The organism is Thioclava sp. (genome assembly GCF_048263065.1).
Lineage (GTDB): Bacteria > Pseudomonadota > Alphaproteobacteria > Rhodobacterales > Rhodobacteraceae > Thioclava.
Map to the genome: position 1 here is coordinate 166,673 of NZ_JBLXEM010000002.1, position 20,675 is coordinate 187,347.

General features: G+C 61.5%; 23 protein-coding genes. 14 read left to right on the top strand and 9 right to left on the bottom strand.

What is annotated here, in order from left to right; all coding sequences use genetic code 11:
- The first annotated feature begins 17 nt into the window (after positions 1 to 17).
- The gene (locus ACN0SD_RS03920; protein ID WP_417806913.1) at positions 18 to 1,106 is read left to right on the top strand and encodes an ABC transporter ATP-binding protein; all 1,089 of its coding nucleotides are present in this window, start codon (positions 18 to 20) and stop codon (positions 1,104 to 1,106) included.
- Between the two features lie 7 nt (positions 1,107 to 1,113).
- Here ACN0SD_RS03920 and ACN0SD_RS03925 read toward each other — a convergent pair whose 3' ends face one another.
- From ACN0SD_RS03925 to ACN0SD_RS03935, 3 genes are all read right to left on the bottom strand, one after another.
- Positions 1,114 to 2,355, bottom strand: a complete 1,242-nt coding sequence (locus ACN0SD_RS03925; protein WP_417806914.1) for an aminopeptidase — start codon at positions 2,353 to 2,355, stop codon at positions 1,114 to 1,116.
- A 64-nt stretch (positions 2,356 to 2,419) separates the two neighbouring features.
- Positions 2,420 to 3,580 carry an iron-containing alcohol dehydrogenase gene (locus ACN0SD_RS03930; RefSeq protein ID WP_417806915.1) on the bottom strand — a complete coding sequence of 387 codons (1,161 nt, stop codon included), beginning with the start codon at positions 3,578 to 3,580 and terminating at the stop codon, positions 2,420 to 2,422.
- Positions 3,581 to 3,652: 72 nt separating this feature from the next.
- The gene (locus ACN0SD_RS03935; protein WP_417806916.1) at positions 3,653 to 4,111 is read right to left on the bottom strand and encodes an Lrp/AsnC family transcriptional regulator; all 459 of its coding nucleotides are present in this window, start codon (positions 4,109 to 4,111) and stop codon (positions 3,653 to 3,655) included.
- Positions 4,112 to 4,248: 137 nt separating this feature from the next.
- Here ACN0SD_RS03935 and cobA point away from each other — a divergent pair, with 137 nt between their 5' ends.
- Genes cobA through ACN0SD_RS03960 form a run of 5 tightly spaced genes read left to right on the top strand, consistent with a single transcriptional unit; the run spans position 4,249 to position 8,113 of the window.
- Positions 4,249 to 5,037, top strand: a complete 789-nt coding sequence (gene cobA / locus ACN0SD_RS03940) for a uroporphyrinogen-III C-methyltransferase (protein ID WP_417806917.1) — start codon at positions 4,249 to 4,251, stop codon at positions 5,035 to 5,037.
- Complete coding sequence (locus ACN0SD_RS03945) at positions 5,037 to 5,336, top strand: DUF2849 domain-containing protein (protein ID WP_417806918.1); 300 nt, start codon at positions 5,037 to 5,039, stop codon at positions 5,334 to 5,336. The genes cobA and ACN0SD_RS03945 overlap by 1 nt, the downstream gene beginning before the upstream one ends.
- Positions 5,336 to 6,988, top strand: a complete 1,653-nt coding sequence (locus tag ACN0SD_RS03950) for a nitrite/sulfite reductase (RefSeq protein WP_417806919.1) — start codon at positions 5,336 to 5,338, stop codon at positions 6,986 to 6,988. The genes ACN0SD_RS03945 and ACN0SD_RS03950 overlap by 1 nt, the downstream gene beginning before the upstream one ends.
- On the top strand, positions 6,972 to 7,712 hold the full coding sequence (locus tag ACN0SD_RS03955; RefSeq protein ID WP_417806920.1) for a phosphoadenylyl-sulfate reductase: 741 nt from the start codon (positions 6,972 to 6,974) through the stop codon (positions 7,710 to 7,712). Before ACN0SD_RS03950 ends, ACN0SD_RS03955 begins: the two co-directional genes overlap by 17 nt.
- Positions 7,709 to 8,113, top strand: a complete 405-nt coding sequence (locus ACN0SD_RS03960) for a DUF934 domain-containing protein (RefSeq protein ID WP_417806921.1) — start codon at positions 7,709 to 7,711, stop codon at positions 8,111 to 8,113. The genes ACN0SD_RS03955 and ACN0SD_RS03960 overlap by 4 nt, the downstream gene beginning before the upstream one ends.
- Before the next feature lie 27 nt (positions 8,114 to 8,140).
- Here ACN0SD_RS03960 and ACN0SD_RS03965 read toward each other — a convergent pair whose 3' ends face one another.
- A complete protein-coding gene (locus ACN0SD_RS03965; RefSeq protein ID WP_417806922.1) occupies positions 8,141 to 8,758 on the bottom strand; it encodes a TetR/AcrR family transcriptional regulator in 618 nt (205 codons plus the stop codon).
- Between the two features lie 106 nt (positions 8,759 to 8,864).
- Between ACN0SD_RS03965 and ACN0SD_RS03970 the strand changes: the two genes are divergently transcribed.
- The 3 genes from ACN0SD_RS03970 (at position 8,865) to ACN0SD_RS03980 (ending at position 10,998) form a co-directional block, all read left to right on the top strand.
- Entirely contained in the window at positions 8,865 to 9,542 is a 678-nt protein-coding gene (locus ACN0SD_RS03970; RefSeq protein WP_417806923.1) for a PspA/IM30 family protein, read from the top strand.
- Positions 9,543 to 9,663: 121 nt separating this feature from the next.
- Positions 9,664 to 9,945, top strand: a complete 282-nt coding sequence (locus ACN0SD_RS03975) for a YiaA/YiaB family inner membrane protein (protein WP_417806924.1) — start codon at positions 9,664 to 9,666, stop codon at positions 9,943 to 9,945.
- A 66-nt stretch (positions 9,946 to 10,011) separates the two neighbouring features.
- On the top strand, positions 10,012 to 10,998 hold the full coding sequence (locus tag ACN0SD_RS03980; RefSeq protein ID WP_417806925.1) for a DUF4105 domain-containing protein: 987 nt from the start codon (positions 10,012 to 10,014) through the stop codon (positions 10,996 to 10,998).
- A gap of 1 nt (position 10,999) precedes the next feature.
- On the opposite strand, the gene ACN0SD_RS03985 is transcribed toward ACN0SD_RS03980, so the two are convergent.
- A complete protein-coding gene (locus ACN0SD_RS03985; protein WP_417806926.1) occupies positions 11,000 to 11,908 on the bottom strand; it encodes a LysR substrate-binding domain-containing protein in 909 nt (302 codons plus the stop codon).
- Positions 11,909 to 12,010: 102 nt separating this feature from the next.
- Here ACN0SD_RS03985 and ACN0SD_RS03990 point away from each other — a divergent pair, with 102 nt between their 5' ends.
- Positions 12,011 to 12,658, top strand: a complete 648-nt coding sequence (locus ACN0SD_RS03990; protein ID WP_417806927.1) for a peroxiredoxin — start codon at positions 12,011 to 12,013, stop codon at positions 12,656 to 12,658.
- 66 nt (positions 12,659 to 12,724) lie between these two features.
- On the top strand, positions 12,725 to 13,162 hold the full coding sequence (locus ACN0SD_RS03995) for a Dps family protein (RefSeq protein ID WP_417806928.1): 438 nt from the start codon (positions 12,725 to 12,727) through the stop codon (positions 13,160 to 13,162).
- A 45-nt stretch (positions 13,163 to 13,207) separates the two neighbouring features.
- Here the strand turns inward: ACN0SD_RS03995 and ACN0SD_RS04000 are convergent, their stop codons facing one another.
- A complete protein-coding gene (locus ACN0SD_RS04000) occupies positions 13,208 to 13,537 on the bottom strand; it encodes a hypothetical protein (RefSeq protein ID WP_417806929.1) in 330 nt (109 codons plus the stop codon).
- A gap of 319 nt (positions 13,538 to 13,856) precedes the next feature.
- Here ACN0SD_RS04000 and ACN0SD_RS04005 point away from each other — a divergent pair, with 319 nt between their 5' ends.
- Together ACN0SD_RS04005 and ACN0SD_RS04010 are read left to right on the top strand one after the other, a co-directional pair.
- The gene (locus ACN0SD_RS04005) at positions 13,857 to 14,963 is read left to right on the top strand and encodes a Hint domain-containing protein (protein ID WP_417806930.1); all 1,107 of its coding nucleotides are present in this window, start codon (positions 13,857 to 13,859) and stop codon (positions 14,961 to 14,963) included.
- Positions 14,964 to 15,069: 106 nt separating this feature from the next.
- Entirely contained in the window at positions 15,070 to 15,843 is a 774-nt protein-coding gene (locus ACN0SD_RS04010; protein WP_417806931.1) for a gamma-glutamyl-gamma-aminobutyrate hydrolase family protein, read from the top strand.
- A 17-nt stretch (positions 15,844 to 15,860) separates the two neighbouring features.
- On the opposite strand, the gene ACN0SD_RS04015 is transcribed toward ACN0SD_RS04010, so the two are convergent.
- Genes ACN0SD_RS04015 through glmU form a run of 3 tightly spaced genes read right to left on the bottom strand, consistent with a single transcriptional unit; the run spans position 15,861 to position 19,870 of the window.
- Positions 15,861 to 16,712 carry a DNA alkylation repair protein gene (locus ACN0SD_RS04015; protein WP_417806932.1) on the bottom strand — a complete coding sequence of 284 codons (852 nt, stop codon included), beginning with the start codon at positions 16,710 to 16,712 and terminating at the stop codon, positions 15,861 to 15,863.
- Positions 16,709 to 18,523 carry a glutamine--fructose-6-phosphate transaminase (isomerizing) gene (gene glmS / locus ACN0SD_RS04020; protein ID WP_417806933.1) on the bottom strand — a complete coding sequence of 605 codons (1,815 nt, stop codon included), beginning with the start codon at positions 18,521 to 18,523 and terminating at the stop codon, positions 16,709 to 16,711. Before glmS ends, ACN0SD_RS04015 begins: the two co-directional genes overlap by 4 nt.
- Complete coding sequence (gene glmU, locus ACN0SD_RS04025) at positions 18,524 to 19,870, bottom strand: bifunctional UDP-N-acetylglucosamine diphosphorylase/glucosamine-1-phosphate N-acetyltransferase GlmU (protein ID WP_417806934.1); 1,347 nt, start codon at positions 19,868 to 19,870, stop codon at positions 18,524 to 18,526.
- A gap of 108 nt (positions 19,871 to 19,978) precedes the next feature.
- Between glmU and ACN0SD_RS04030 the strand changes: the two genes are divergently transcribed.
- Positions 19,979 to 20,653: an HAD hydrolase-like protein gene (locus tag ACN0SD_RS04030; protein ID WP_417806935.1), complete on the top strand. Its 675-nt coding sequence runs from the start codon at positions 19,979 to 19,981 to the stop codon at positions 20,651 to 20,653.
- Positions 20,654 to 20,675 lie beyond the last annotated feature (22 nt).

A 20,675-nucleotide genomic window follows, 5' to 3' on the forward strand; every position in this document is an offset into this window, starting at 1 on the left:
ATTTAGTAGGGATAGCAATGCCGCCCGCCAACATGCCCCCCCGCCTTGAAGTGCGTTCGCTGATGCGCCGCTTTAACGGACGCGCGGTGGTCGATGATATCTCTTTCGCGATTCCGCAAGGTCAGGTGACCTGTCTTCTGGGCCCCTCGGGCTGCGGCAAATCCACAACTTTGCGCATGATCGCGGGGGTGGATATGCAGGATAGCGGCGAGATTTTCGTCAATGGCGCGCTGATCTGCGACACGGTGTTTCGCGTGCCGCCCGAGCGGCGCGAAATCGGCTTGATGTTTCAGGATTTCGCGCTGTTTCCCCATCTCTCGGTGGCGCAGAATGTTGCCTTCGGGCTGTCGGGCAGCAATGTCGAGAAATCCGCGCGCGTCGATGAATTGCTGGAGCGGGTGCATATGGCGCGCCATCACGACAGCTACCCCCATGCGCTATCGGGCGGCGAGCAGCAGCGCGTTGCGCTGGCCCGCGCGCTGGCCCCACGCCCGCGTATCCTGCTGATGGATGAGCCATTTTCGGGGCTGGACGAACGCCTGCGCGACGATATCCGCGACGAGACTTTGGCGCTGTTGAAAGACGAGGGCACAGCGGTGTTGCTGGTCACGCATGAGCCACATGAGGCGATGCGCATGGCCGACGAAATCCTGCTGATGCGGGGGGGCAAGATCGTGCAGCGCGGCGCGCCTTATAACCTGTATAACGCGCCGGTGGATCGTCGGGCAGCGGCGTTTTTTTCCGATATCAACGTCATCGAAAGCCGGGTGCAGGGCGCGCTGGCGCCCACGCCCTTCGGCGACTTCCTTGCGCCGGGGCATAGTGACGGCACCGGGATCGACATCGTGATCCGCCCGCAGCATCTCAAGATTGATTTCGACCGCGCCGGGCGTGGCCCCAACCCGACTGCGCAAGACGGAACCCCGGCGCGCGCCACGGTCGAGCGCGCGCGTTATCTGGGGCGCGAAAGCTTGGTCGAGTTTCGCATGGAGACCGGGCAGATCCTCAAAGCCTCGGTCCCCAATGTATTTCTGCCCAAACCCGGCACGGTGATGTGGCTTATGCTGCGCCGAGACCGCTGTTTTGTGTTTCCCGCCAAAGGCTAGGGGCGCGTTACTGCGCCCATTCGCCCTTGCGGAAGACTGCCACACGGCTGCCATCGGCGCGGATACCATCGACATCGATCTCAGGCCCGCCGATCATCCAATCGACATGGATTAGGCTGGAATTGCCGCCCTTAGCCGCGATCTCGTCACTGCTCAGATCGCCGCCGTTGAGGAAGCATTTCGAATAGCACTGCCCCATCGCGATATGGCAGGCGGCGTTTTCATCATAAAGCGTGTTGTAAAACAGCAGTCCCGATTGCGAGATCGGCGAGCCATGCGGCACCAGCGCGACCTCACCCAGACGACAGGCGCCCTCATCGGTGGCGATCAGCTTTTGCAGCACCTCCTGGCCTCGGCTGGCACGCGCCTCAACCGCGCGCCCGCCCTCAAACCGCATTTCGATATTCTCGATCAGACTGCCTTGATGCGATAGCGGTTTGGAGGCGCGCACCACGCCATCCACGCGCGCGGCATGGGGGGTAGTGAACACTTCTTCGGTCGGGATATTGGGGTTGCAGGTCACGCCGTTCTTGGCCTGCGACGCGCCGCCATGCCATTCGTGATCATCCGCCAGCCCGACCGTCAGATCCGTGCCCGGCCCGGTGAAATGCAGCGCCGAGAAGCGTTCGGAATTGAGCCAACTTGAGCGTTTGCGCAGCTCGCCGTTATGGGCCTCCCACGCAGCCACCGGATCGGCCTGATCGACGCGCGAGGCGGCAAAAATCGCCTCGGCCAGTTTGCCCACGGCCTCGTCTTGGGGCAGGTCGGGAAACACCCGCGCGGCCCAAGCGGCGGTCGGAAAGCTGACAATCGACCAGTTGATCTCGAAATTCGAAATCTTTTCCAGTGCCGGTTTATAGGCGATTGAATTGGCCTTGCCCGCGCGCGCAGCTTTTTCGGGGTCCTGATCGGCCAGCATCATCGGGTCATCGCCTACAATCGCCATGCGCGCGGCGTTGCCCGCGTAAGCTTTGGCCATGCCCTCAAACAGCCAGCCGGGAGCGGTGTCGAAGCTGGCATCATTGGCATGGGCGTAGCGCGCCAGAGTGACTTCCTCATCGCTTAGGATGGGGGTCACAAGGCTTGCGCCCGCGCGATAGGCTTCGGCGGCGATCTTGCGCACGAGGGGCAGCGCGGCGGCGGGCGCCGTCAGCACCAATTCCTGACCCGGTTGCAGGTTCAGCCCGACGCGCACGGCCACTTCGGCCAGTTTCTGCAAGGAATTCGGGTCAAGATCGGTGCGGCTCATTTTGGTCTCCTGAAATTAAGATTTGGCGCATAACCTGCACTGTGACCAGCTAAGGTCAAGCGCCTCAGAACGCCTCACGATAAAGTGCCAGCGCATCGTCCTCGCTCACCTCAACGGGGTTGTTCATCAGCAGGCGTGTTTGTTTCATCGCATCGCGCGCCAGCATCGACAGGCTGTTATCGGTGACGCCGACATCGCGCAACCGACGCGGTGCGCCGCTGGCATCCATCAACGATTCCATATGGGTAACAAAGGCAGCCGCGCGGGTTTGCGCATCGCCCGTGCCTGCCACGCCCATCACATCGGCAAGCTCGGCATAAAGCGGCGCGGCGGCGGTGGAATTATAGCGCAAAACGGGGCCAAGCATCAGCGCATTGGTCAGCCCGTGGGGCAGGTGATAATGCCCGCCCAGCGGATAGGCCAGCGCATGAACCGCCGCTACGGGGGCGTTGGAAAACGCCTGACCCGCCAGTGTCGCGCCCAGCAACATCGCCTCGCGCGCGTCGCGGTTGGTGCCATCCTGACAGGCCGCGATCAGGTTGGCCGCGATCAGCGATAGCGCCTCACGCGCCAGCGCGTCTGACAGCGGGTTTTTCTTGTGCTTTGAGGTGTAGGCCTCAATCGCGTGGACCATCGCGTCGATGCCCGTGGCAGCGGTGTGAACCTGGGGCAGTCCGACCGTCAGGCTCGCATCGAGCAGCACGAAATCGGCGTAAAGCTGGCGCGAGACAACGCCCATTTTCGTGGTCTCTCCGGTGGTGATGATCGAGATATTGGTGACCTCGGATCCGGTGCCGGCGGTCGTGGGGATCAGGGCCAGCGGCACGCGCGCGCCGGTCACATTGCCAATCCCATACATCGTGGACAGGTCTTGATCCGAGCCGATCATCACCGCCACCAGCTTGGCAATATCAAGTGAAGAACCGCCGCCAAGCCCCAGAACAATATCGATTTTCTCGGACCGCGCCATTTGCGCGCAATCGCGCACCACGGCCTCGGGCGGGTCGGCCACCACAGCGTCAAACAGCGTCACGCCAAAGCCTGCCCGCGCCAGTGCGGCCTGAACCGGCGCGATCAGCCCGGCCTCGATCAAGCCGCGATCCGTGACCAGCAACAACTTGCGCGCGTCAAAGCGTTCGGCCAGCAAATCGCCTAATTGCGCGCTGCCCTCCCATTGCACGTGAATTTCGGACACGGTGGTAAAGCTGAACGGCGTGATGGTCATGTGGTCCTCCTCAGGATTTGGCGCCAGCATGTCAGATTTCAGCGCGAGCGCCAGAGCCGTAGGCGGCGCGCCCTAAAGCGGCAGTTCAAGGCTGTGTTTCATTTGCTCCATCGACAGGCTGGAAGACACGTCGTGAATCGGAATGCGCGCGACCAGGTCTTTGTAGAAGCGGTCAAACTCCTCGGTCGAGGCCACCTGCACCTTGAGCAGATAATCCAGCGTTCCCGCCAGACGATGCGCCTCGGTGATTTCGGGCATGTCCTCGATCACGGCCTTAAAGCGTTCCAGCCAGTCGCGCTCGTGCTGACCCGTGCGGATCGAGACGAAAAACGTCTCGCGCAGCCCCACTTTGCGCGGATCAAGGATCGCGGCCTGGCGCAGGATCGTGCCGTTTTGCACCAGCTTCTGAATGCGGTTCCAGACGGTGGTTTTCGCAAGGTTCACGCGCTGCGCGATTCGTTCCAGCGACAGGGTCGCATCGCGTTGCAGCTCGATCAGGATGGCGCGGTCATCATTGTCGATGTCTGACATTCTGTTCCCTCGGGGATTATGCGAACGAAAGGTTGATTTTGCAAGCTTAGACAAAACAAATTCCAGATTGGCAAGGGTGTGCCTTGCGCGGTTTGGAATAATGTTCTGTTTGGTGGCAAGTAAACAGGAGCCAGCCGATGCGCCATTTCCCGATTTCCGCCCCTTCGTCCAAGGGGACCAAGCGCGACTCCGGTTGCGCGCATGTGCATTTCGTTGGCGCAGGGCCGGGCGATCCCGATTTGCTGACGCTGCGCGCGCACAGGCTGATTGGCGCGGCGGACGTGCTGATCCATGACCGTCTGGTGACGCAGGATATTTTGGAGCTGACGCGCCCCGACGCGCTCCTGATCGACGTGGGCAAGACCGGGTTTGGCCCGTCATGGGATCAGGGCGATATTAACGCGCTTTTGGTGCAACACGGTGCGCGCGCGCGTGTCGTGCGGCTGAAATCGGGCGATCCGGCGGTTTTCGGGCGTCTGGACGAAGAGGTCGCGGCGCTAGAGCTTGCAGGCGTCGCCTATGACGTCACCCCCGGTATCACCGCAGCTTCGGCGGCGGTGGCGGGGCTGGGCGTGAGCCTGACGCAGCGCGGGCGCAATGCGGGTCTGCGCATCGTGACGGGTCATGAAGCCAAGGGATTTGCCGAGCAGGATTGGCGCGATCTGGCGCGCCCCGGCGCGGTGGCCGCGATCTACATGGGCAAGCGCGCGGCGCGGTTTTTGACGGGGCGCTTAATGATGCATGGTGCGGCCGCTGACACGCCCGTGAGTGTGGTTGAAAACGTCTCGCGCAAGGATGAGCGCATCATTGCAAGCGATCTGATAGGGCTGGCCGATGCGTTGTCCGATGTAAGTGGCCCGGCGGTGTTGCTGCTGGGGCTGGCCCCGCGCACGGGCCTTCCCGCAGCCCTTCGGGAGGCGTTGTAATGGCGCGCGCAATCCCGGCGCAGGTTGTAAGCGCAAACCATCTGATTGAGGGCGATGCGATCTGGTTCACCGGCACCGGTTGGTGTCGCACCATTTCCAAGGCGCAAGTGGCCGAAACGCCCGAGGCCGCCGAGGCGCTGCTGGCGCAGGCGCAAGAGGGGGCGGAATCTGCCCGCGCCGTCAGCCTGTATCTCGCCGAGGTCACGATCACGCCAAATGGCCCGCGCCCCACCCATTTCCGAGAGATTTACCGGGTGCGTGGTCACAAGACCCACCCGCAACTGCACGAGGTTTCATAATGTATGCCTATTCCGAATTCGACCGTGATTTCCTGCGCGCCCGTGTGGATGAGTTTCGCGGGCAGGTGGCGCGCCGGCTGGATGGCTCGCTGACCGAAGATGAGTTCAAACCGCTGCGCCTGATGAACGGTCTGTATCTGCAACTGCACGCCTATATGCTGCGCGTGGCGATCCCATATGGCACGCTGCGCAGCACACAGATGCGCAAGCTGGCCGATATTTCGCAGCGTTGGGACCGGGGTTATGGGCATTTTACGACGCGCCAGAATATCCAGTTCAACTGGCCCCGCCTCAGCGATGTGCCCGACATGCTAGAAGCGCTGGCCGAGGTGGGGATGCATGCGATCCAGACCTCTGGGAACTGCATTCGCAATGTCACCGCCGATCATTTCGCAGGCGCTGCTGCGGGCGAGGTCGAAGATCCGCGCCTCACCGCCGAGCTGATCCGGCAATGGTCCACCGATCATCCCGAGTTTGCCTATCTGCCGCGCAAGTTCAAAGTGGCGGTCACGGCATCAGAGGCCGATCGCGCGGTGATCAAGCTTCACGATATCGGGCTACGCTTGCGCGAGCGGGATGGCGAGATCGGCTATCAGGTGGTGATTGGCGGCGGCTTGGGGCGCACGCCGTTTATCGGCAAAGAGGTGCGCGACTGGCTGCCCAAGCGCGATCTGCTGGCCTACCTTGAGGCCATTCTGCGCGTCTATAACCTTGGCGGTCGGCGCGACAACAAGTTCAAGGCGCGCGTCAAGATTCTGGTGCATGAAACGGGGCTTGAGGAATTGCGCGCGAAGATCGAGGCCGAGTTCGCTAACGGGCGCCGGTTGCTGCCCGATGTGTCGCCCGAAATCATCGAGCGTATCGCGCAAGGCTTTGCCCCGCCCGCGTTTCGCGCCGATCCGGTGATGCCGTTCTCGCCTCGCCCGGCGATGCGCGCCTTTCTGGACACCAACCTGCATCCGCATAAGCGCGCCGATCATGTCAGCGTCACGGTTTCGACCAAGCCGATTGGCGGCACGCCGGGTGATGTTACGGCGGATCAGATGCGCGTGCTGGCCGATCTGGCCGAACAGTTTGGCTATGATGAGCTGCGCATCAGCCATGAGCAAAATGTGATCTTGCCCCATATCCACCGCAACGATCTGGGCGCGCTCTATGACGCGCTGGCGCAGGCGGGGCTGGCCACAGCGAATGTCGGTCTGGTCTCTGATATCATCGCCTGCCCGGGGCTGGATTACTGCGCGCTGGCCACCGCGCGCTCGATCCCGATTGCGCAGCAGATTTCGACGCTGTTTGCCGATCTCGACGCACAGGCCGATATCGGGCCGCTCAAGGTCAAGATATCGGGCTGCATCAATGCCTGCGGGCATCACCATGTCGGCCATATCGGGATCCTCGGGCTCGACCGGGCGGGGGTTGAAAATTACCAACTCACGCTTGGTGGCGATGGCACCGAAGACGCTGCTTTGGGCGATCGCACCGGGCCGGGCTTTGCCTATGATGAAATCGTGCCGGCTGTCGAACGCCTGATCGAGGCGTATCTGGCCCTGCGCGAGGATCGCAGCGAGAGCTTTTTGCAGGCCTATCGCCGTGTTGGGCTCGAGCCCTTCAAGACGGCCCTTTATGGAGAGCGTGATGCGAAGGCTGCTTGAAAGTGTTCCCGAAAGCCGCGCCATTGCGGGGGCGCAGACCAGCGCCGCACGCCTGAATGCGCGCTATGCACAGGCCCCGGCGGATGAGATCCTGCGCGTGGCGCTTGCCGCACTGCCGGGGCAGATCGCGCTGGTATCATCTTTCGGCGCAGATTCGGCAGTGCTGTTGCATTTGCTGGCGCAGATCGACAGTGATGTGCCGGTGCTGATGTTGGAAACGCAGATGCTGTTTGCTGAAACCCTGCGGTATCAGAGCGATCTCTCGGCTCATCTGGGGTTGCGCGACGTGCGTTTGCTGACGCCCGATCCCGATCTGCCCGAGGATTTGCACCTGAGCGACAGTAAGATGTGCTGCGCCTTGCGTAAGGTTGCACCGCTTGATCGCGCGCTAGGGGATTTCGCGGGCTCAATCACCGGGCGCAAACGGTTTCAGACCGGGCCGCGTGCGCAGATGCCGATCTTTGAGACCGATCATGCCGGGCGCTTGCGCATCAACCCGCTGGCCAGTTGGACACCTGCGATGCTGGCGCGCCACATTGAGATGCATGATCTGCCGCGTCACCCGCTTGTGGCGCGCGGATATCCGTCTATCGGCTGCGCGCCTTGCACGCAGCCGGCAACGGCCAGCGATCCGCGCGCGGGGCGCTGGGCTAATGAAGCGCGCGAGGAATGCGGTATTCATTTTGCGCCCGATGGGCGTGTCATCAGGAGGAAAGCGGGATGACTCAGATCGTTTCTAAAGACGGCTTCGTGGCCGATCCTTTTGTAGGTGTCGTGCGGCGCAGCCCCGACGATCACCGCCCCGGCGCGGCGCTGCGCCTTGGCCCGGATGCCGATATCGCCGCGCTGGCGCCGCTGATCGAAACCGCCTCGTTGATTGAGATCCGCTTTGACAGCTTCGCCGATGGGCGCGGGCTTTCTCTTGCCGCGCTGATCCGGCGGTCGGGCTTTGGCGGGCATCTGCGCGCTTGCGGCCCGCTGCTGGTGGATCAGTTTCGCGCCGCCTTGCGTGCCGGGTTTGACGATATCGAACTGCCCGATGAGATCGCCACTCGCCAGCCGGAATCGCAATGGCGCGCTGTGCCGTTCTCGGGCGGCTATCGTGAGCGGGTCTTCAACGCTTGAGGCTTTCGCAAAACGATCAGGACGCGACTAGCTTGCGTCCTGACCCAGATGCGCGCCCCGCGTCATGGCCGAGACAAGTGCGGTGACCTCTGATTTCAACTGATCGAGCGGCACGCCCACAAAGCGCCCCTGCAGCGCCAGCAGCACCACGCCATGCACGGCGGCAAACGTCGTGCGTGCGCGCATGACCAGTCCCGCCTCGTCCAGATCGGGGCGCAGTGCGTGGAGCGGGGCAATCAGCACTTCGATCAGAACGGCGTGATCCTTGCGATGCCAGTCAGGAGTCTGCACCCCTTCGGGCAGGCGGTGTTCAAACAGCGCAATCCAAAGCGCGCGATTGGCGCAGGCAAAATCGACATAGGCCGAGGCCAGCGCCTGCATCGAGGCTTCAGGCGGCGCATCAGGCGCGGGCAGGGCGGCTTTCAGCGTCTCGCCCAACCGCGCCAGAGTGCGCGCGTTCACATGCAAGATCAGCATATCGAGGTCTTCGAACGCGGTATAAAGCGCCCCCAGCGCGCAACCCGCCTGCGTGGTCAGCGCGCGTGCCTTTAGCCCGGTGATCCCGTGCTGGGTAATCTGATCCTGCGCGGCGGCGATCAGGCGGGCGCGCAGATCGGCGCGCTTCTCTTCACGACTGTTTCCCATCTTTCACCAAACTTTTTCCTGAACAACGTTCATTTTATTCTTGAACAACGTTCACGCTTCCTGCATAAGGGCTACATGAACGGCGTTCATAACAAAGGAGAAGGCAATGTTCAAGATGATGACGACTTTGATCCGCGGCCGTAGCCATGATGTCACCGAGGCTTTTGGCGATGCCAATGCGCTCTCGATCCTGCGCCAGCAATTGCGCGATGCGGCAGACGGGCTGCAAGGGGCGAAACGTTCGGTCGCGGTGGTGATGGCGTATGCTGAACGCGAGCGTAAATCGGCGGCCAAGCTGGATACGCAACTGGCCGATCTTGAGACCCGTGCGCTGGATGCGATCCGCAAAGAGCGTGAGGATCTGGCGGTCGAAGCGGCCTCGGCCATCGCTGATCTTGAGGCAGAGCGCAAAGCGTCGCAGACCTCGATCACCCATTATGACGGCGAAATCCGCCGCTTGCGTGAACAGGTCAGTCTGGCTGAGCAACGCCTGCGCACGCTTCAACGGGGCAAGCAAATCGCGGATGCGTCACAACGCACGCAAAAGCTGCGCGGCACGATGCCCGACGGCGTGATCGCCAGCCTGAAAGAGGCAGAAGCCACGCTGGAGCGCCTGCAAAGCCGCCAAACCCATGCCGAGGATGTCGAGATCGCGATGGTCGAGCTGACCTCGAGTTCCAGCGCTGAGGCGACTTCTGCCCGGTTGGCAGCGGCTGGATGCGGCGCGCCCTTGCGCAGCGAGGCCGCCGATGTGCTGGCGCGGCTGCGCGCCAAGACCGAGTAACGTTTGCGTGACTTAAAGTGACCTTAATTTGGTCAACAATCGGCCCTCAACCCCAGCGAATGTTTCGTCAGGACGGGCCAATCCACATCACGGCCCTGTGCCGATCATTAGGAGAGTAACGATGACAACCTACACCCCCAAAGTATCCAAAGCTTGGAACAACTTCACCTATTTCATGTTCGCCATTGCCGTCTTGATGATGGCAGGCGGCATCTGGTCGCTTGACGCAAGCTTTACCGCGAAGGGCTATTATTCGATGGCGGCTTTGATGCTGGTCTATACCACCGCCGCAATCACCAAAGCGCTGCGCGATAAGGAAGAGGGCGATCGTCTTTATAATAAGATCGAAGATGCCCGCACCGAGCGTTTGCTGGCAGAAGTGTCGGGTAAAGACTCCAACTGAAGATGCTATAAGGATCGGGGGCTGCGCTGCGCGTGGCCCCCGCCACCCTTAGAGGGAATTTGACCGATGGCTCGTTTTAAACGTTTTACCCGTTTCTTTTTCCATGCGCTTTTCGCGCTGCTCGTGATTGGCGGGGCCGCATGGTCGGCCACCGCGCTGTGGTTGCATCTGGCGGGCGGCGTGCGTATCGCTGCGCTGGCGGTGTTGGCGCTGACCGCCCTTGGGGCCTTTGTCGCGCGCTATAATCGGCGGCGTCTTGGCTGGCTGGTGCTGGCAGCAGGCGCGCTGATTGTGGGCGGTTGGTATCAAACCATCACGCCGCGCGATAATCGCGACTGGGCTGCCGAGGTCTCGCGCGGGGTCACGGCGCAGGTCGAGGGCAACCGCGTCACCCTGTCCAACATTCGCGACTTCGACTGGCACAGCAAAACCGACGCCACGCAGCGCTGGATCACCAAAACCTATAATCTTGACCAGCTTGCCAGCCTCGAAATGATCACCTCGGTCTGGGACAATCCCGATATCGCGCATCTTCTGGTCAGTTTCGGCTTTGATGATGGTGAGCACGTCGTCTATTCGGTCGAGATCCGGCGCGAAGAGGGCGAAAAGTTCAACGAGGTCGGCGGTTTCTTTCGCCAGTTCGAACTGGTGCTGATCGGCGCGACCGAACAAGATATCGTGCGGCTGCGCACCGATGTTCGCCATGAAGAGGTGCGCCTTTATCCCGTCAATCTGACGCCCAAGCAGCGCCGCGAGATGTTCATGTCCTATGTCTCGCTTGCGCAGCGCCTTGAAAAGAAGCCGGAATTCTACAACACGATCAGCGCGAACTGCACCACTGCCGTTTACCGGCTGGCGCTGAGCCTGAAATCGGATCTGCCGGTGAACTGGCGGTTGGTGATGTCGGGGCGGTTGCCGGAATACCTTGATGCACTGGGCGTATTGGGCGGGCAGGGCAGCGTCGATGAGCGGCGCACAAACGCGTTGATTATGGCCAATGCGCAAGGCGAACATCCCGGCCTAAGCTATTCGCAAGCAATCCGGGCGCGCTAGGTCAGCCCCCAGCTTTCATGCGCTGATGGGTGTCGATCAGGATCTGCCCCAAGGCTTTGAACAACGGCGCGCGCGCGGTGCTGGTGCGCCAGCCCAGCACCACCCGGCGCGGGCAGGCGTCGGGCAGCGGCGCAATCGCCAGATCTTGCCCGCGTGCCACGCCCGCATTCAACGCCAGATCGGGCAATAGCGTAATCCCCAACCCCTCGCTGACCATCGAAATCAAGGTGGTCAGCGAGGTCGCGGAAAAGCTGTCATCTTGGGCAATATCGCGATCTGGAAAAGCAGACAGCGCGTGGCGTTGCAGGCAATGGCCCTTTTCCAGCAGCATCAGTTTTGCCCCCTCTAGCTGATCGCCGCGCACCGGATCGCTGCCCAAACTGCCCGGCGGCGCGGCCAGATGATAGCCATCCTCAAACAGCTCCATCACCTCGATCCCCTGCGCCTCAAAGGGCAGGGCGAACAGGATCAGATCGAGCCGCCCCGCGCCGAGACCCGCGATCAGGCTTTCGGTCATCTCCTCGCGCAGCAGCAGGCGCAGATCGGGAAAGCGCGCGCGAATGTCGGGCAGGGCGCGCGGGATCAGGAACGGCCCGATGGTCGGAATCGTGCCCAGTCGCAACTCACCCCCCTCGGGCAAGGATTGCGCGGCGGCGAGTTCCTCAATCTCTTGCGTGGCCAGCAAAACGGCGCGGGCGCGCTGCGCAATCTCCACCCCGACCGGCGTCAGAATGACCGAGCGTTTCGTGCGCTCGGCCAGTTGCACGCCAAGACGCTCCTCTAACTCGCGCAAGCCGGTGCTCAGCGTGGGCTGTGTCACAAAGCAAATCTCGGCGGCGCGCGAGAAATTTAGCGTATCGGCGATCGCGGTCAGAAAGCGCATCTGGCGCAGGGTGATGGTGGGATTCATATTCACTCACTCGATAACTGCGATATTTATAATCAATTTCATTTATCAATGACCAGTCGCTAAATCTGTTTCATCGCAACCAAGAACTGAACGGAGAGACAAATGACCGACACGATCCAAGCCCCGCAGATGCCCCAACTTAACGCCCCGGCGCCCAGCTTTGACGCGCCCAGCACGCATGGCCAGCAAACGCTGGACGCCTATAAGGGCCAATGGCTGATCCTGTTCTCGCACCCGGCTGATTTTACCCCCGTTTGCACCACCGAATTCATCGCATTTGCCAAGAAACAGGACGATTTCAGCGCCCGCAACACCGCGCTGCTGGGGCTGTCGATTGACAGCCATTATTCGCACATCGCCTGGATGCTCAACATCAAGGAAAAATTCGGCACCGAGATCAAATTCCCGATTATTGCGGACCTGTCGATGACGGTGGCGCGCAATTACGGGATGATCCAGCCCGGCGCGTCTGACACCTCGGCGGTGCGTGCGACCTTTATCATCGATCCCCAAGGCGTGCTGCGCGCGATGATCTATTACCCGATGGTTGCGGGCCGCTCGATTGACGAAATCCACCGTCTGCTGGTGGCGCTGCAAACCGCCGATGAGAACAAATGCGCGATGCCGGAAAACTGGAAACCCGGTCAGCCGGTGATCGTGCCGACGCCCGCCACACCCGAAGCCGCGCTGGCGCGTGCGGATGAGGGGTTTGAAACGGTGGATTGGTATTTCTCGACCCGTCAACTTTGAAATATGCGCCCCGGCACTTATGTGCGGGGGATAGCTCTGCGACCCTGAAACACGAAGGAAATTCCGATGAGCCAGCAATCCAATATCGACAGCCTGACCCATGTTTTGGGCGAGACCTTCGGCCTGTATGTCCAGACCCACGGGTATCACTGGAACGTCGAAGGCCCGCAATTTCGCCAGCTGCATATGCTGTTTGAAGAGCAGTATCAGAACCTCTGGGCCGCGCTGGACGAGATCGCCGAACGCATCCGCTGCCTTGGAGCCTATGCGCCGGGTTCGTTAAGCGAACTGATGGCGTTGACCGGTGACACGCCGTCTGCTGCGCAATCCGCCGAGGCAATGGTGGATGCACTGATCACGGCTCATAGCGCCTTGGCTGACACGTTGCGCGATGCGATCACCACAGCGCAGGAGGCGGGCGATGAAGTGTCTGCCGGGATGCTGACCGACCGTCTTGAATGGCACGAAAAAGAGCTGTGGATGATGAAATCATCACGCAAGTAAGGCATGGGCGGCCCGTTTCGGCGGGCCGCTTTTTGACCGATCCGTTTAGATCGCACTGTTCAGCGATTGTGTCACCAGCCGCGCGCGGGTGGTTGCATCGAACGGATGGATCAGCGCGTTCTCAAGGGCGGCCACTTTGACGTAGCCAAGATCGCTCAGATCACGCGTTGTTCCCGAGATTTGCTGCACGCGTGCCTGATCAAACGTACTCAGATGCGGATCGGCGGGCATGAAATAGGCCGGATCCGCCCCGTTTTGCCCACCACTGCTTGGGCTCGCCATCATTGCGCCGGGCGCGCCATCTTGCGCCAGAACCGGAGTGGCCGCGGCAAGCACCAAGGCGCTGGCTGCGAAAATTCGCGTTAGTTTCGTCATTGGGTTTCCTTCCCGGTTCCGTGGCGCAGGGCCAATAGAGTATGCGTTTTGCTGCTGCCCTGATCGACGTCTTAACCAGCGCATGTCAGCTCTCCACAGATTGCGAACTTCTACCCTAAATCTGGACGCTGAGGTGGGGAGACAAGGTCACTCATGCGCAAGTTTCAGTGAAGCTCGCGCTCATTGTCGGATTCGGGATTGGACCGCGTGGACAAGGGATCTGCGGACAAGAGTGCAATTCTGAGTTGAACCTTACCTATACGTCATGAAAACTATTTCTTTCGCGATTCCGATCTGTTAGCTTTCTTGAAGCAGTAAAATGAGGGCCGAAAAACAGGCCCCGCTGGACGAGATGAGGCAGATGAACAAGGCGCGCTATCAAGGCACGTTCGTCATTTCATGGGCGCAAACAGATATCGACGGCACGCCGTCGCCTGCGCCAGATATTGTGACGGTAGGGGCAACATGGCGCTGGACCGGCGAGGCGCTGCGCGTTGATGGCCCCAATGATTTGCTGATTTTGCGCGATGCTTTGGGCGATGATGCCCGGCGCGCGCGGGCCGCCAAAGTGGTGCGCCGCTTGTTGGGTGATGCGGTGGGTTCGCGGCGTACGCCGCTTGATATCCCCGATGAAGACAGCCCAAATCAAAGCTTTACCGTCACCGATGGCTATCACGCCTATGTCGTGACGTTGATTGAATTGCCAGATACGGGCGCGCGTTTGCTGATGTTTTCAGGGCGCATCCCGCCAGCTGACAGCGATTTGTGGGTGGTGGACCGTGCGCTGGATTTGCGCCCGAAATCGGCGCGTAGCGGTCCGGCTGGTGTGATTTGTTTTACGCCCGGTACTCTCATCAACACCCCTGATGGTCGCCGTCCAGTCGAGGCCCTACGCCCCGGCGACCGCGTGGCCACGCGCGATGACGGCCCCCAAGCGATCCGCTGGATCGGTCAGAGGCGGATCTCGGGCGCGCGGCTGCATGCGATGCCCCATTTGCGCCCGGTGCGTATTGCGGGTGGCGCGCTGGGGTTGGAACGCCCCGATGCCGATTTGCTGGTGTCGCCACAGCATCGGATGTTGCTGCGCGGCCCGTCCGCGCGCGCGTTATTTGCCGAGGATGAGGTTCTGGTGCGCGCCTGCGATCTGGTGAATGGCCGCTCGATCCGCTTTGAAGGCGGCATGCCAGAGCTGCATTACACCCACCTTTTGCTGGGCCGCCATGAGGTGCTTTGGGCCAACGGGCTGGAAACCGAAAGCTTCCATCCGGCCTCAACCGCGCTTGAGATGATCGCCCCCGAGCAACGTGCCGGTCTGTGCGATATCGTCCCCGACGTCGCGGAAAATCCGCTCAGCTACGGGGCTTATGCGCGCCGCGCGCTGAAATCCTCCGAGGCGGCGATCTTGCGTCACGATCTAGCGGCCTAAAAAGGCGCGTCCGGCCCCGGTTGCGACCCTATGCACAGCCCCTTGCGCATTTTTCGCCTTTTCTCGGTGGGCGCCTGCCCCTAGCTTGGGACGAAAAGGGGGCTACATGACCAGACCTGTTGTTGGCATTATCGGAAACCGTGGCCTTGTCGGGGATCGCTACCCTGTCCATGAGGGTGGGCAGCTAAACTCGCAAGCCATCAGCGAAGTCTCTGATTGTATTCCGCTTTTGATCCCCGCTGATCCGGCCTATTTCTCGATCACTGAGCTATGTGAAGTCTGTGACGGGTTCCTGCTGACCGGCGGGCGCCCCAATGTGCACCCGTCCGAATATGGGCAGGAAGCGACGGAAAAGCACGGCACATTCGATCAAGCCCGCGATGCGATCACCCTGCCGTTGGTGCGCCATTGCGTGCAAACCGGTCAACCATTCTTTGGCATTTGTCGGGGCTTCCAAGAGGTGAACGTGGCGATGGGCGGCACGCTTTATCCTGAGATCCGAGAATTGCCGGGCCGGATGAACCACCGCATGCCCCCCGAGGGAGATCTGGCGCATGGGTTTTCCAATCGCCACAAGGTGATACTGGAACCGGGCGGAAAATTCGCGCAGCTTTTCGGTGCCGACGAGGTCGTAACCAACACGCTGCACGGGCAGGGGATTTGCCAGCCCGGCGCGCGTATCGTTGTTGAGGGGCGCGCCAAAGACGGCACCCCGGAGGCGATCTGGGTGCGCGGCGCGCCCGGCTTCACGATGTCGGTGCAATGGCATCCGGAATGGCAGGCGGCGGATGATCCGGTTTCGCGCCCGCTATTTGAGGCGTTTGGGGACGCGGTGCGCGATTGGGCCGCTGGCAAACATAGCGCGACCTGCGTCGCCTAAGACCAGTTCTGACGCAATTATAGATATTTGGCAGCCTCTTTGCGCGCGAATTTTTTGAGCTTCTCGCCAGAAGTCTCCAGCCATGCCTGCACCCGCTCGGGGTCTTTTTTGGATAGCTCGCGCAGCCACCACGCGATCACTTTTTGAATGAACCAGTCGCGGTCCTCTGCCAGCGCCTCGGCCCAGCCCAAGACGCGCTCGCGTATGGCCAGATCGTCGGGCTTGGGGTTGCGCTGCTTGGTCCAAGGCAGCGTGATCACAAAGGCGGCGCGACGCGTCCACATCTGATCGCTTTGGGTCCAGGTTTCGACCTGATCCAACCGCGTCGGATCGGCAACGACCCGTTTCTCACCCGCTTTGCAGACGGTATCGGCAATCGCCCACGCGTCGAGTTGTTCAACCCAAGACGCGATTAAATCCCACGCTGCCTGATCGGGGCGCAGCCTCGCTTGCACCAGCAATTTCGCCGCCGCAATGCGCGCCTCGTGGATGTCGCTGTCCCATAATCCGCGCGCCAGATCGACCCGTGCAGGCACATCCAGTTGCGCGCGCCATAGCGTGACCATATCGTCAATCGCGGGGGTCGAAACGCCGAGATAGCGCCGCACGGCCTTATGATAGGCCGCCATTTCCGCTGCTTTTCCTGCGTCTTGCCAGCTTTCCAACGCAAAGAGCGCATCCTCAAGCGTGGGCGGCGGGCCAAGCGGAGCGCTATCCTCATCGGCTTCGGCAAAGCTTTCATATTCGGCATTCGACGCGGCATAGGCCTCGGCCTCGGCGCGCAGGCGGGCCTCTTCTTCAGGCGCTATCGGCGCGAAATCCTCTGCGCGGGGGCGCGCGATCCCCCGCTTGCCGCGTTTCCTGCTCATTCGACCGTCACCGATTTTGCCAGATTGCGCGGTTGATCCACATCCGTTCCTTTCGCGACTGCCGTATGATACGCTAATAACTGGGCCGGGATTGCATACAGGATCGGTGCGAAAGGTTCTGCGATTTCAGGAAGTTGCAGTTGCGCCCATGTGCCATCTCCCGCCGCTGCAAGCCCCTTGGAATCTGACGCAAGCAGAACCATCCCGTGACGCGCCATCACCTCTTGCATGTTCGACACCGTCTTGTCGAACAGTCGATCAAACGGCGCCATCACGATCACCGGAACCATGCGATCGATCAGCGCGATGGGGCCGTGTTTCAGCTCTCCGCTCGCATAGCCTTCGGCATGTATATAGCTGATTTCCTTAAGTTTCAGCGCGCCTTCCAAGGCGAGCGGATACATCGGCCCACGCCCGAGGAACAAAATGTCCTGCGCTTCGGCAAGGCTTTCGGCGAGCTTTGCGATCGGCTCGGATAGCGCAAGCGCGGTGTTCATCAGGCCCGGCAGCGCGCGAAGCGTGTCGGCATGGGCGCCCAGCGTCGGGCCGTCCAATTCATCGCGATCCCGCCCCGCCTTGAGCGCCATCACCGCCAGCACGACAAGCTGCGCGGTGAACGCCTTGGTTGAGGCAACGCCGACCTCGACGCCTGCCATGATCGGAAGCGCAATGTCGCATTCACGCGCGATGGACGAGGTCGCTACATTCACCACGGCGACGGTCTTGGCGACCTTTCCCTGACAATAGCGCAAGGCGGCCAGCGTATCGGCGGTCTCGCCCGACTGGCTGACGAAAATCGCTAGGCTGCGCGAAGATAGCGGCGGTTCACGATAACGAAATTCCGAGGCGACATCGATTTCAACGGGGATACGCGCGAATTCCTCAAACCAGTATTTCGCCACAGAGCAGGCGTAAAACGCCGTGCCGCAGGCAACCAGCGTAATCCGATCAATGTTGGTAAAGTCCAATTCCTCGGGCAGATTCAGCCCGGTTTGGGGCAGATAATGTCGTAAAGCGTCAGCTATCACCACGGGCTGCTCGGCAATTTCCTTACCCATGAAATGCTTGTAACCCGCCTTTTCGACCTGCGCCTGACCCAGATCAATGCGCTGCTCATCGCGATTGGCGCGCCGACCTGCGTGATCGAAAATCTCGGCACCGGCACGGGTGATGATCGCGTAATCGCCCTCTTCGAGATAGGTGATCCGGTCGGTCATTGGCGCCAGCGCAATCGCATCCGAGCCGACATACATCTCGCCATCGCCATGGCCAATTGCCAGCGGGCTGCCCTTGCGCGCGGCGATCATCAGATCGTCCTCGCCGTCAAACAACCAGAGCAGCGCAAACGCCCCTTCGAGCTTGCCCAGCGTGGCTATCGCGGCCTCGCGCGGGGCCATTCCGCGCTCCATGAACATCCGCGTCAATTGGGCCACGGTCTCGGTGTCGGTTTGCGTTTCGGGCAAGATGCCTGCCTGCGCCAGTTCTTCGCGCAGCGCGCGGTAATTCTCGATGATGCCGTTATGCACGACCGCGACTGGCCCCGAGCGATGGGGGTGGGCGTTGGTTGCGTTGGCCGCGCCATGGGTGGCCCAGCGGGTGTGGCCGATGCCCGATTTGCCCGCCAGTGGTTCATGCACCAGCAGGTCGGACAGGTTCACCAGCTTGCCGACCGCGCGGCGGCGATCCAGCTTGCCCGCGTTAACGGTTGCGATGCCCGCACTGTCATAGCCGCGATATTCCAGCCGTTTAAGGCTTTCCACCAGCAGCGGGGCAACCTCATGAGTGCCAAGAACGCCTACGATTCCACACATTTACGAGCCTTTCTTCATGCGGGCTTTTTCCGCGCGCAGCTTGGCAAAAAGTTTTCCGGCTAATCCGTTTCGATTAACTTGCTTGGCGCGACCTAGTGCGATCGCATCGGCAGGCACGTCCTCGGTGATGACCGAGCCAGACCCCGTTAGCGCGCCGTCACCCACCGTGACCGGGGCCACCAGCATCGTGTCCGACCCGATGAACGCCTGCGTGCCAATCGTCGTGCGATGCTTCATCACTCCATCATAATTGCAGGTGATTGTGCCTGCACCAATGTTGGTATGCGCGCCTATGTCTGCGTCGCCCAGATAGGTGAGGTGGCCGACCTTGACCCCTTCGGCGAGCACCGAGTTCTTCACCTCGACGAAATTGCCGATATGCACATCCTCGGCCAGTTCCGCGCCGGGGCGCAGGCGGGCGAAGGGGCCGACGGTGGCCCCGCGTGAGATATGGCAGCCCTCAAGATGGCAAAACGCCTCGATTTGGGCGCCGCTTTCAACAGTCACATCGGGGCCGAACACCACGTTCGGGCCGATCACCACATCGCTGCCCAAATAGGTATCGAGCGCGAAATAAACCGTCTGCGGGTCGACCATCGTGACGCCGTTTTCAAGTGCTTGCGCGCGAGCGCGGGTTTGGAATTGCGCCTCGGCGCTGGCGAGTTCGGTGCGGGTGTTGATGCCCAGCGTCTCGGCCTCGTCACAGGTCACGACCTGCGCCGTCAGCCCTTGGGCGCGCGCGGCGGCCACAATATCGGTGAGGTAATATTCGCCCGCCGCATTGTCATTGGACAGACCGCTGACAAACGTGCCCAACAGCGCAGCGTCACAAGCAATAACGCCAGAATTGCAAAGCGTTATCGCGCGCTCCTCATCCGTCGCATCCTTGAATTCTACGATCCGTTCCAGCATCGCGCCTTGCGTCACCAGCCGCCCGTAGCGCCCCGGATCGGCTGCCTCAAAGCCCAGCACGGTGACGGCTGCGTCACTTGCCGCCATCTGTTCCAGCGTCTCGGGGGCGATAAACGGCGTGTCGCCATACAGCACAATCACGCGCCCCTCAAACCCCTCCAGCGCGGGCATGGCTTGGGCGACGGCATGGCCCGTGCCAAGCTGTTCCTCTTGCAGCACGATCTCGGCTTCGGGGGCGATCTTGGCCGCAGCCTTGCCCACCTGATCCGCGCCATGCCCGGCCACCACGATGATGCGCGCGGGTTCCAAGCTGCGCGCGCTGGCCAGCGCATGCGCCAGCAGCGGTGCGCGCCCGATCTGATGGAGCACCTTCGGGAGCTCAGACATCATACGGGTGCCTTGCCCCGCCGCGAGGGTGATCAGCGCAATTGCCATGAAACGTGCCTTTTCTTCTGCTCGCCCCCGTTTTACCCATTGCGAACCTTGCCGCAAGGGCTGTCACTTCACGCTTCCTTTCGCGGTGTTACGAAGATTGGGGGCAAAATGCGCACGGTGGTGTTTGATCTGGATGGCACGCTGGCCGATACGTCGGGCGATTTGATCGCGGCAGCCAATGCGTGTTTTGTCGCGCGCGGGCATCGCGGCGTGCTGGACGCGGGTGACGATGCGCTGATTGCGTTTCATGGCGGGCGCGCAATGTTAAAGGCGGGCTATGAGCGTCTGGGTCTAGAGCGGGCCGAGGTCGAGGCGCGCATCGAGACCGATTATCAACCACTGCTAGCGCATTACGGGGCCAATATCGACCGCCACACGCAGCTTTACCCCGGCGCTGTGGAGGCGGTGAAAACCTTGCGAGGGCAGGGCTTTGCCACGGCGATCTGCACCAATAAACCCGAAGGGTTGGCGCGCGATCTGGTGGCGCGACTAAACATTGCGAACCTGTTTGATGCGCTGATTGGTGCCGATACGTTGCCCGTGCGCAAGCCCGCGCCTGACCCCTACCTTGCGGCGGTAAGCCAATCGGGTGGTGCGTTGAACCGCTCGCTGTTGGTGGGTGATACCAGCACCGATCGTGACACCGCGCGGGCGGCGGGTGTGCCGTGTATTCTGGTCACTTTCGGCCCCGAGGGGCGCGCGATTGAACGCCTGTCCCCCGAGGCCCTGCTCGATCATTACGACACTCTGCCCGCGTTGGTCGCGCAGATGTTGGGCGATTGAGCTAACCCGCGTCACTGAAAAT

Coding starts and splice junctions, on each gene's coding strand:
- ACN0SD_RS03920 (WP_417806913.1), top strand. CDS start 18: ATGCCGCCCGCCAACATGCCCCCCCGCCTTGAAGTGCGTTCGCTGATG.
- ACN0SD_RS03925 (WP_417806914.1), bottom strand. CDS start 2,355: ATGAGCCGCACCGATCTTGACCCGAATTCCTTGCAGAAACTGGCCGAA.
- ACN0SD_RS03930 (WP_417806915.1), bottom strand. CDS start 3,580: ATGACCATCACGCCGTTCAGCTTTACCACCGTGTCCGAAATTCACGTG.
- ACN0SD_RS03935 (WP_417806916.1), bottom strand. CDS start 4,111: ATGTCAGACATCGACAATGATGACCGCGCCATCCTGATCGAGCTGCAA.
- cobA (WP_417806917.1), top strand. CDS start 4,249: ATGCGCCATTTCCCGATTTCCGCCCCTTCGTCCAAGGGGACCAAGCGC.
- ACN0SD_RS03945 (WP_417806918.1), top strand. CDS start 5,037: ATGGCGCGCGCAATCCCGGCGCAGGTTGTAAGCGCAAACCATCTGATT.
- ACN0SD_RS03950 (WP_417806919.1), top strand. CDS start 5,336: ATGTATGCCTATTCCGAATTCGACCGTGATTTCCTGCGCGCCCGTGTG.
- ACN0SD_RS03955 (WP_417806920.1), top strand. CDS start 6,972: ATGCGAAGGCTGCTTGAAAGTGTTCCCGAAAGCCGCGCCATTGCGGGG.
- ACN0SD_RS03960 (WP_417806921.1), top strand. CDS start 7,709: ATGACTCAGATCGTTTCTAAAGACGGCTTCGTGGCCGATCCTTTTGTA.
- ACN0SD_RS03965 (WP_417806922.1), bottom strand. CDS start 8,758: ATGGGAAACAGTCGTGAAGAGAAGCGCGCCGATCTGCGCGCCCGCCTG.
- ACN0SD_RS03970 (WP_417806923.1), top strand. CDS start 8,865: ATGTTCAAGATGATGACGACTTTGATCCGCGGCCGTAGCCATGATGTC.
- ACN0SD_RS03975 (WP_417806924.1), top strand. CDS start 9,664: ATGACAACCTACACCCCCAAAGTATCCAAAGCTTGGAACAACTTCACC.
- ACN0SD_RS03980 (WP_417806925.1), top strand. CDS start 10,012: ATGGCTCGTTTTAAACGTTTTACCCGTTTCTTTTTCCATGCGCTTTTC.
- ACN0SD_RS03985 (WP_417806926.1), bottom strand. CDS start 11,908: ATGAATCCCACCATCACCCTGCGCCAGATGCGCTTTCTGACCGCGATC.
- ACN0SD_RS03990 (WP_417806927.1), top strand. CDS start 12,011: ATGACCGACACGATCCAAGCCCCGCAGATGCCCCAACTTAACGCCCCG.
- ACN0SD_RS03995 (WP_417806928.1), top strand. CDS start 12,725: ATGAGCCAGCAATCCAATATCGACAGCCTGACCCATGTTTTGGGCGAG.
- ACN0SD_RS04000 (WP_417806929.1), bottom strand. CDS start 13,537: ATGACGAAACTAACGCGAATTTTCGCAGCCAGCGCCTTGGTGCTTGCC.
- ACN0SD_RS04005 (WP_417806930.1), top strand. CDS start 13,857: ATGAGGGCCGAAAAACAGGCCCCGCTGGACGAGATGAGGCAGATGAAC.
- ACN0SD_RS04010 (WP_417806931.1), top strand. CDS start 15,070: ATGACCAGACCTGTTGTTGGCATTATCGGAAACCGTGGCCTTGTCGGG.
- ACN0SD_RS04015 (WP_417806932.1), bottom strand. CDS start 16,712: ATGAGCAGGAAACGCGGCAAGCGGGGGATCGCGCGCCCCCGCGCAGAG.
- glmS (WP_417806933.1), bottom strand. CDS start 18,523: ATGTGTGGAATCGTAGGCGTTCTTGGCACTCATGAGGTTGCCCCGCTG.
- glmU (WP_417806934.1), bottom strand. CDS start 19,870: ATGGCAATTGCGCTGATCACCCTCGCGGCGGGGCAAGGCACCCGTATG.
- ACN0SD_RS04030 (WP_417806935.1), top strand. CDS start 19,979: ATGCGCACGGTGGTGTTTGATCTGGATGGCACGCTGGCCGATACGTCG.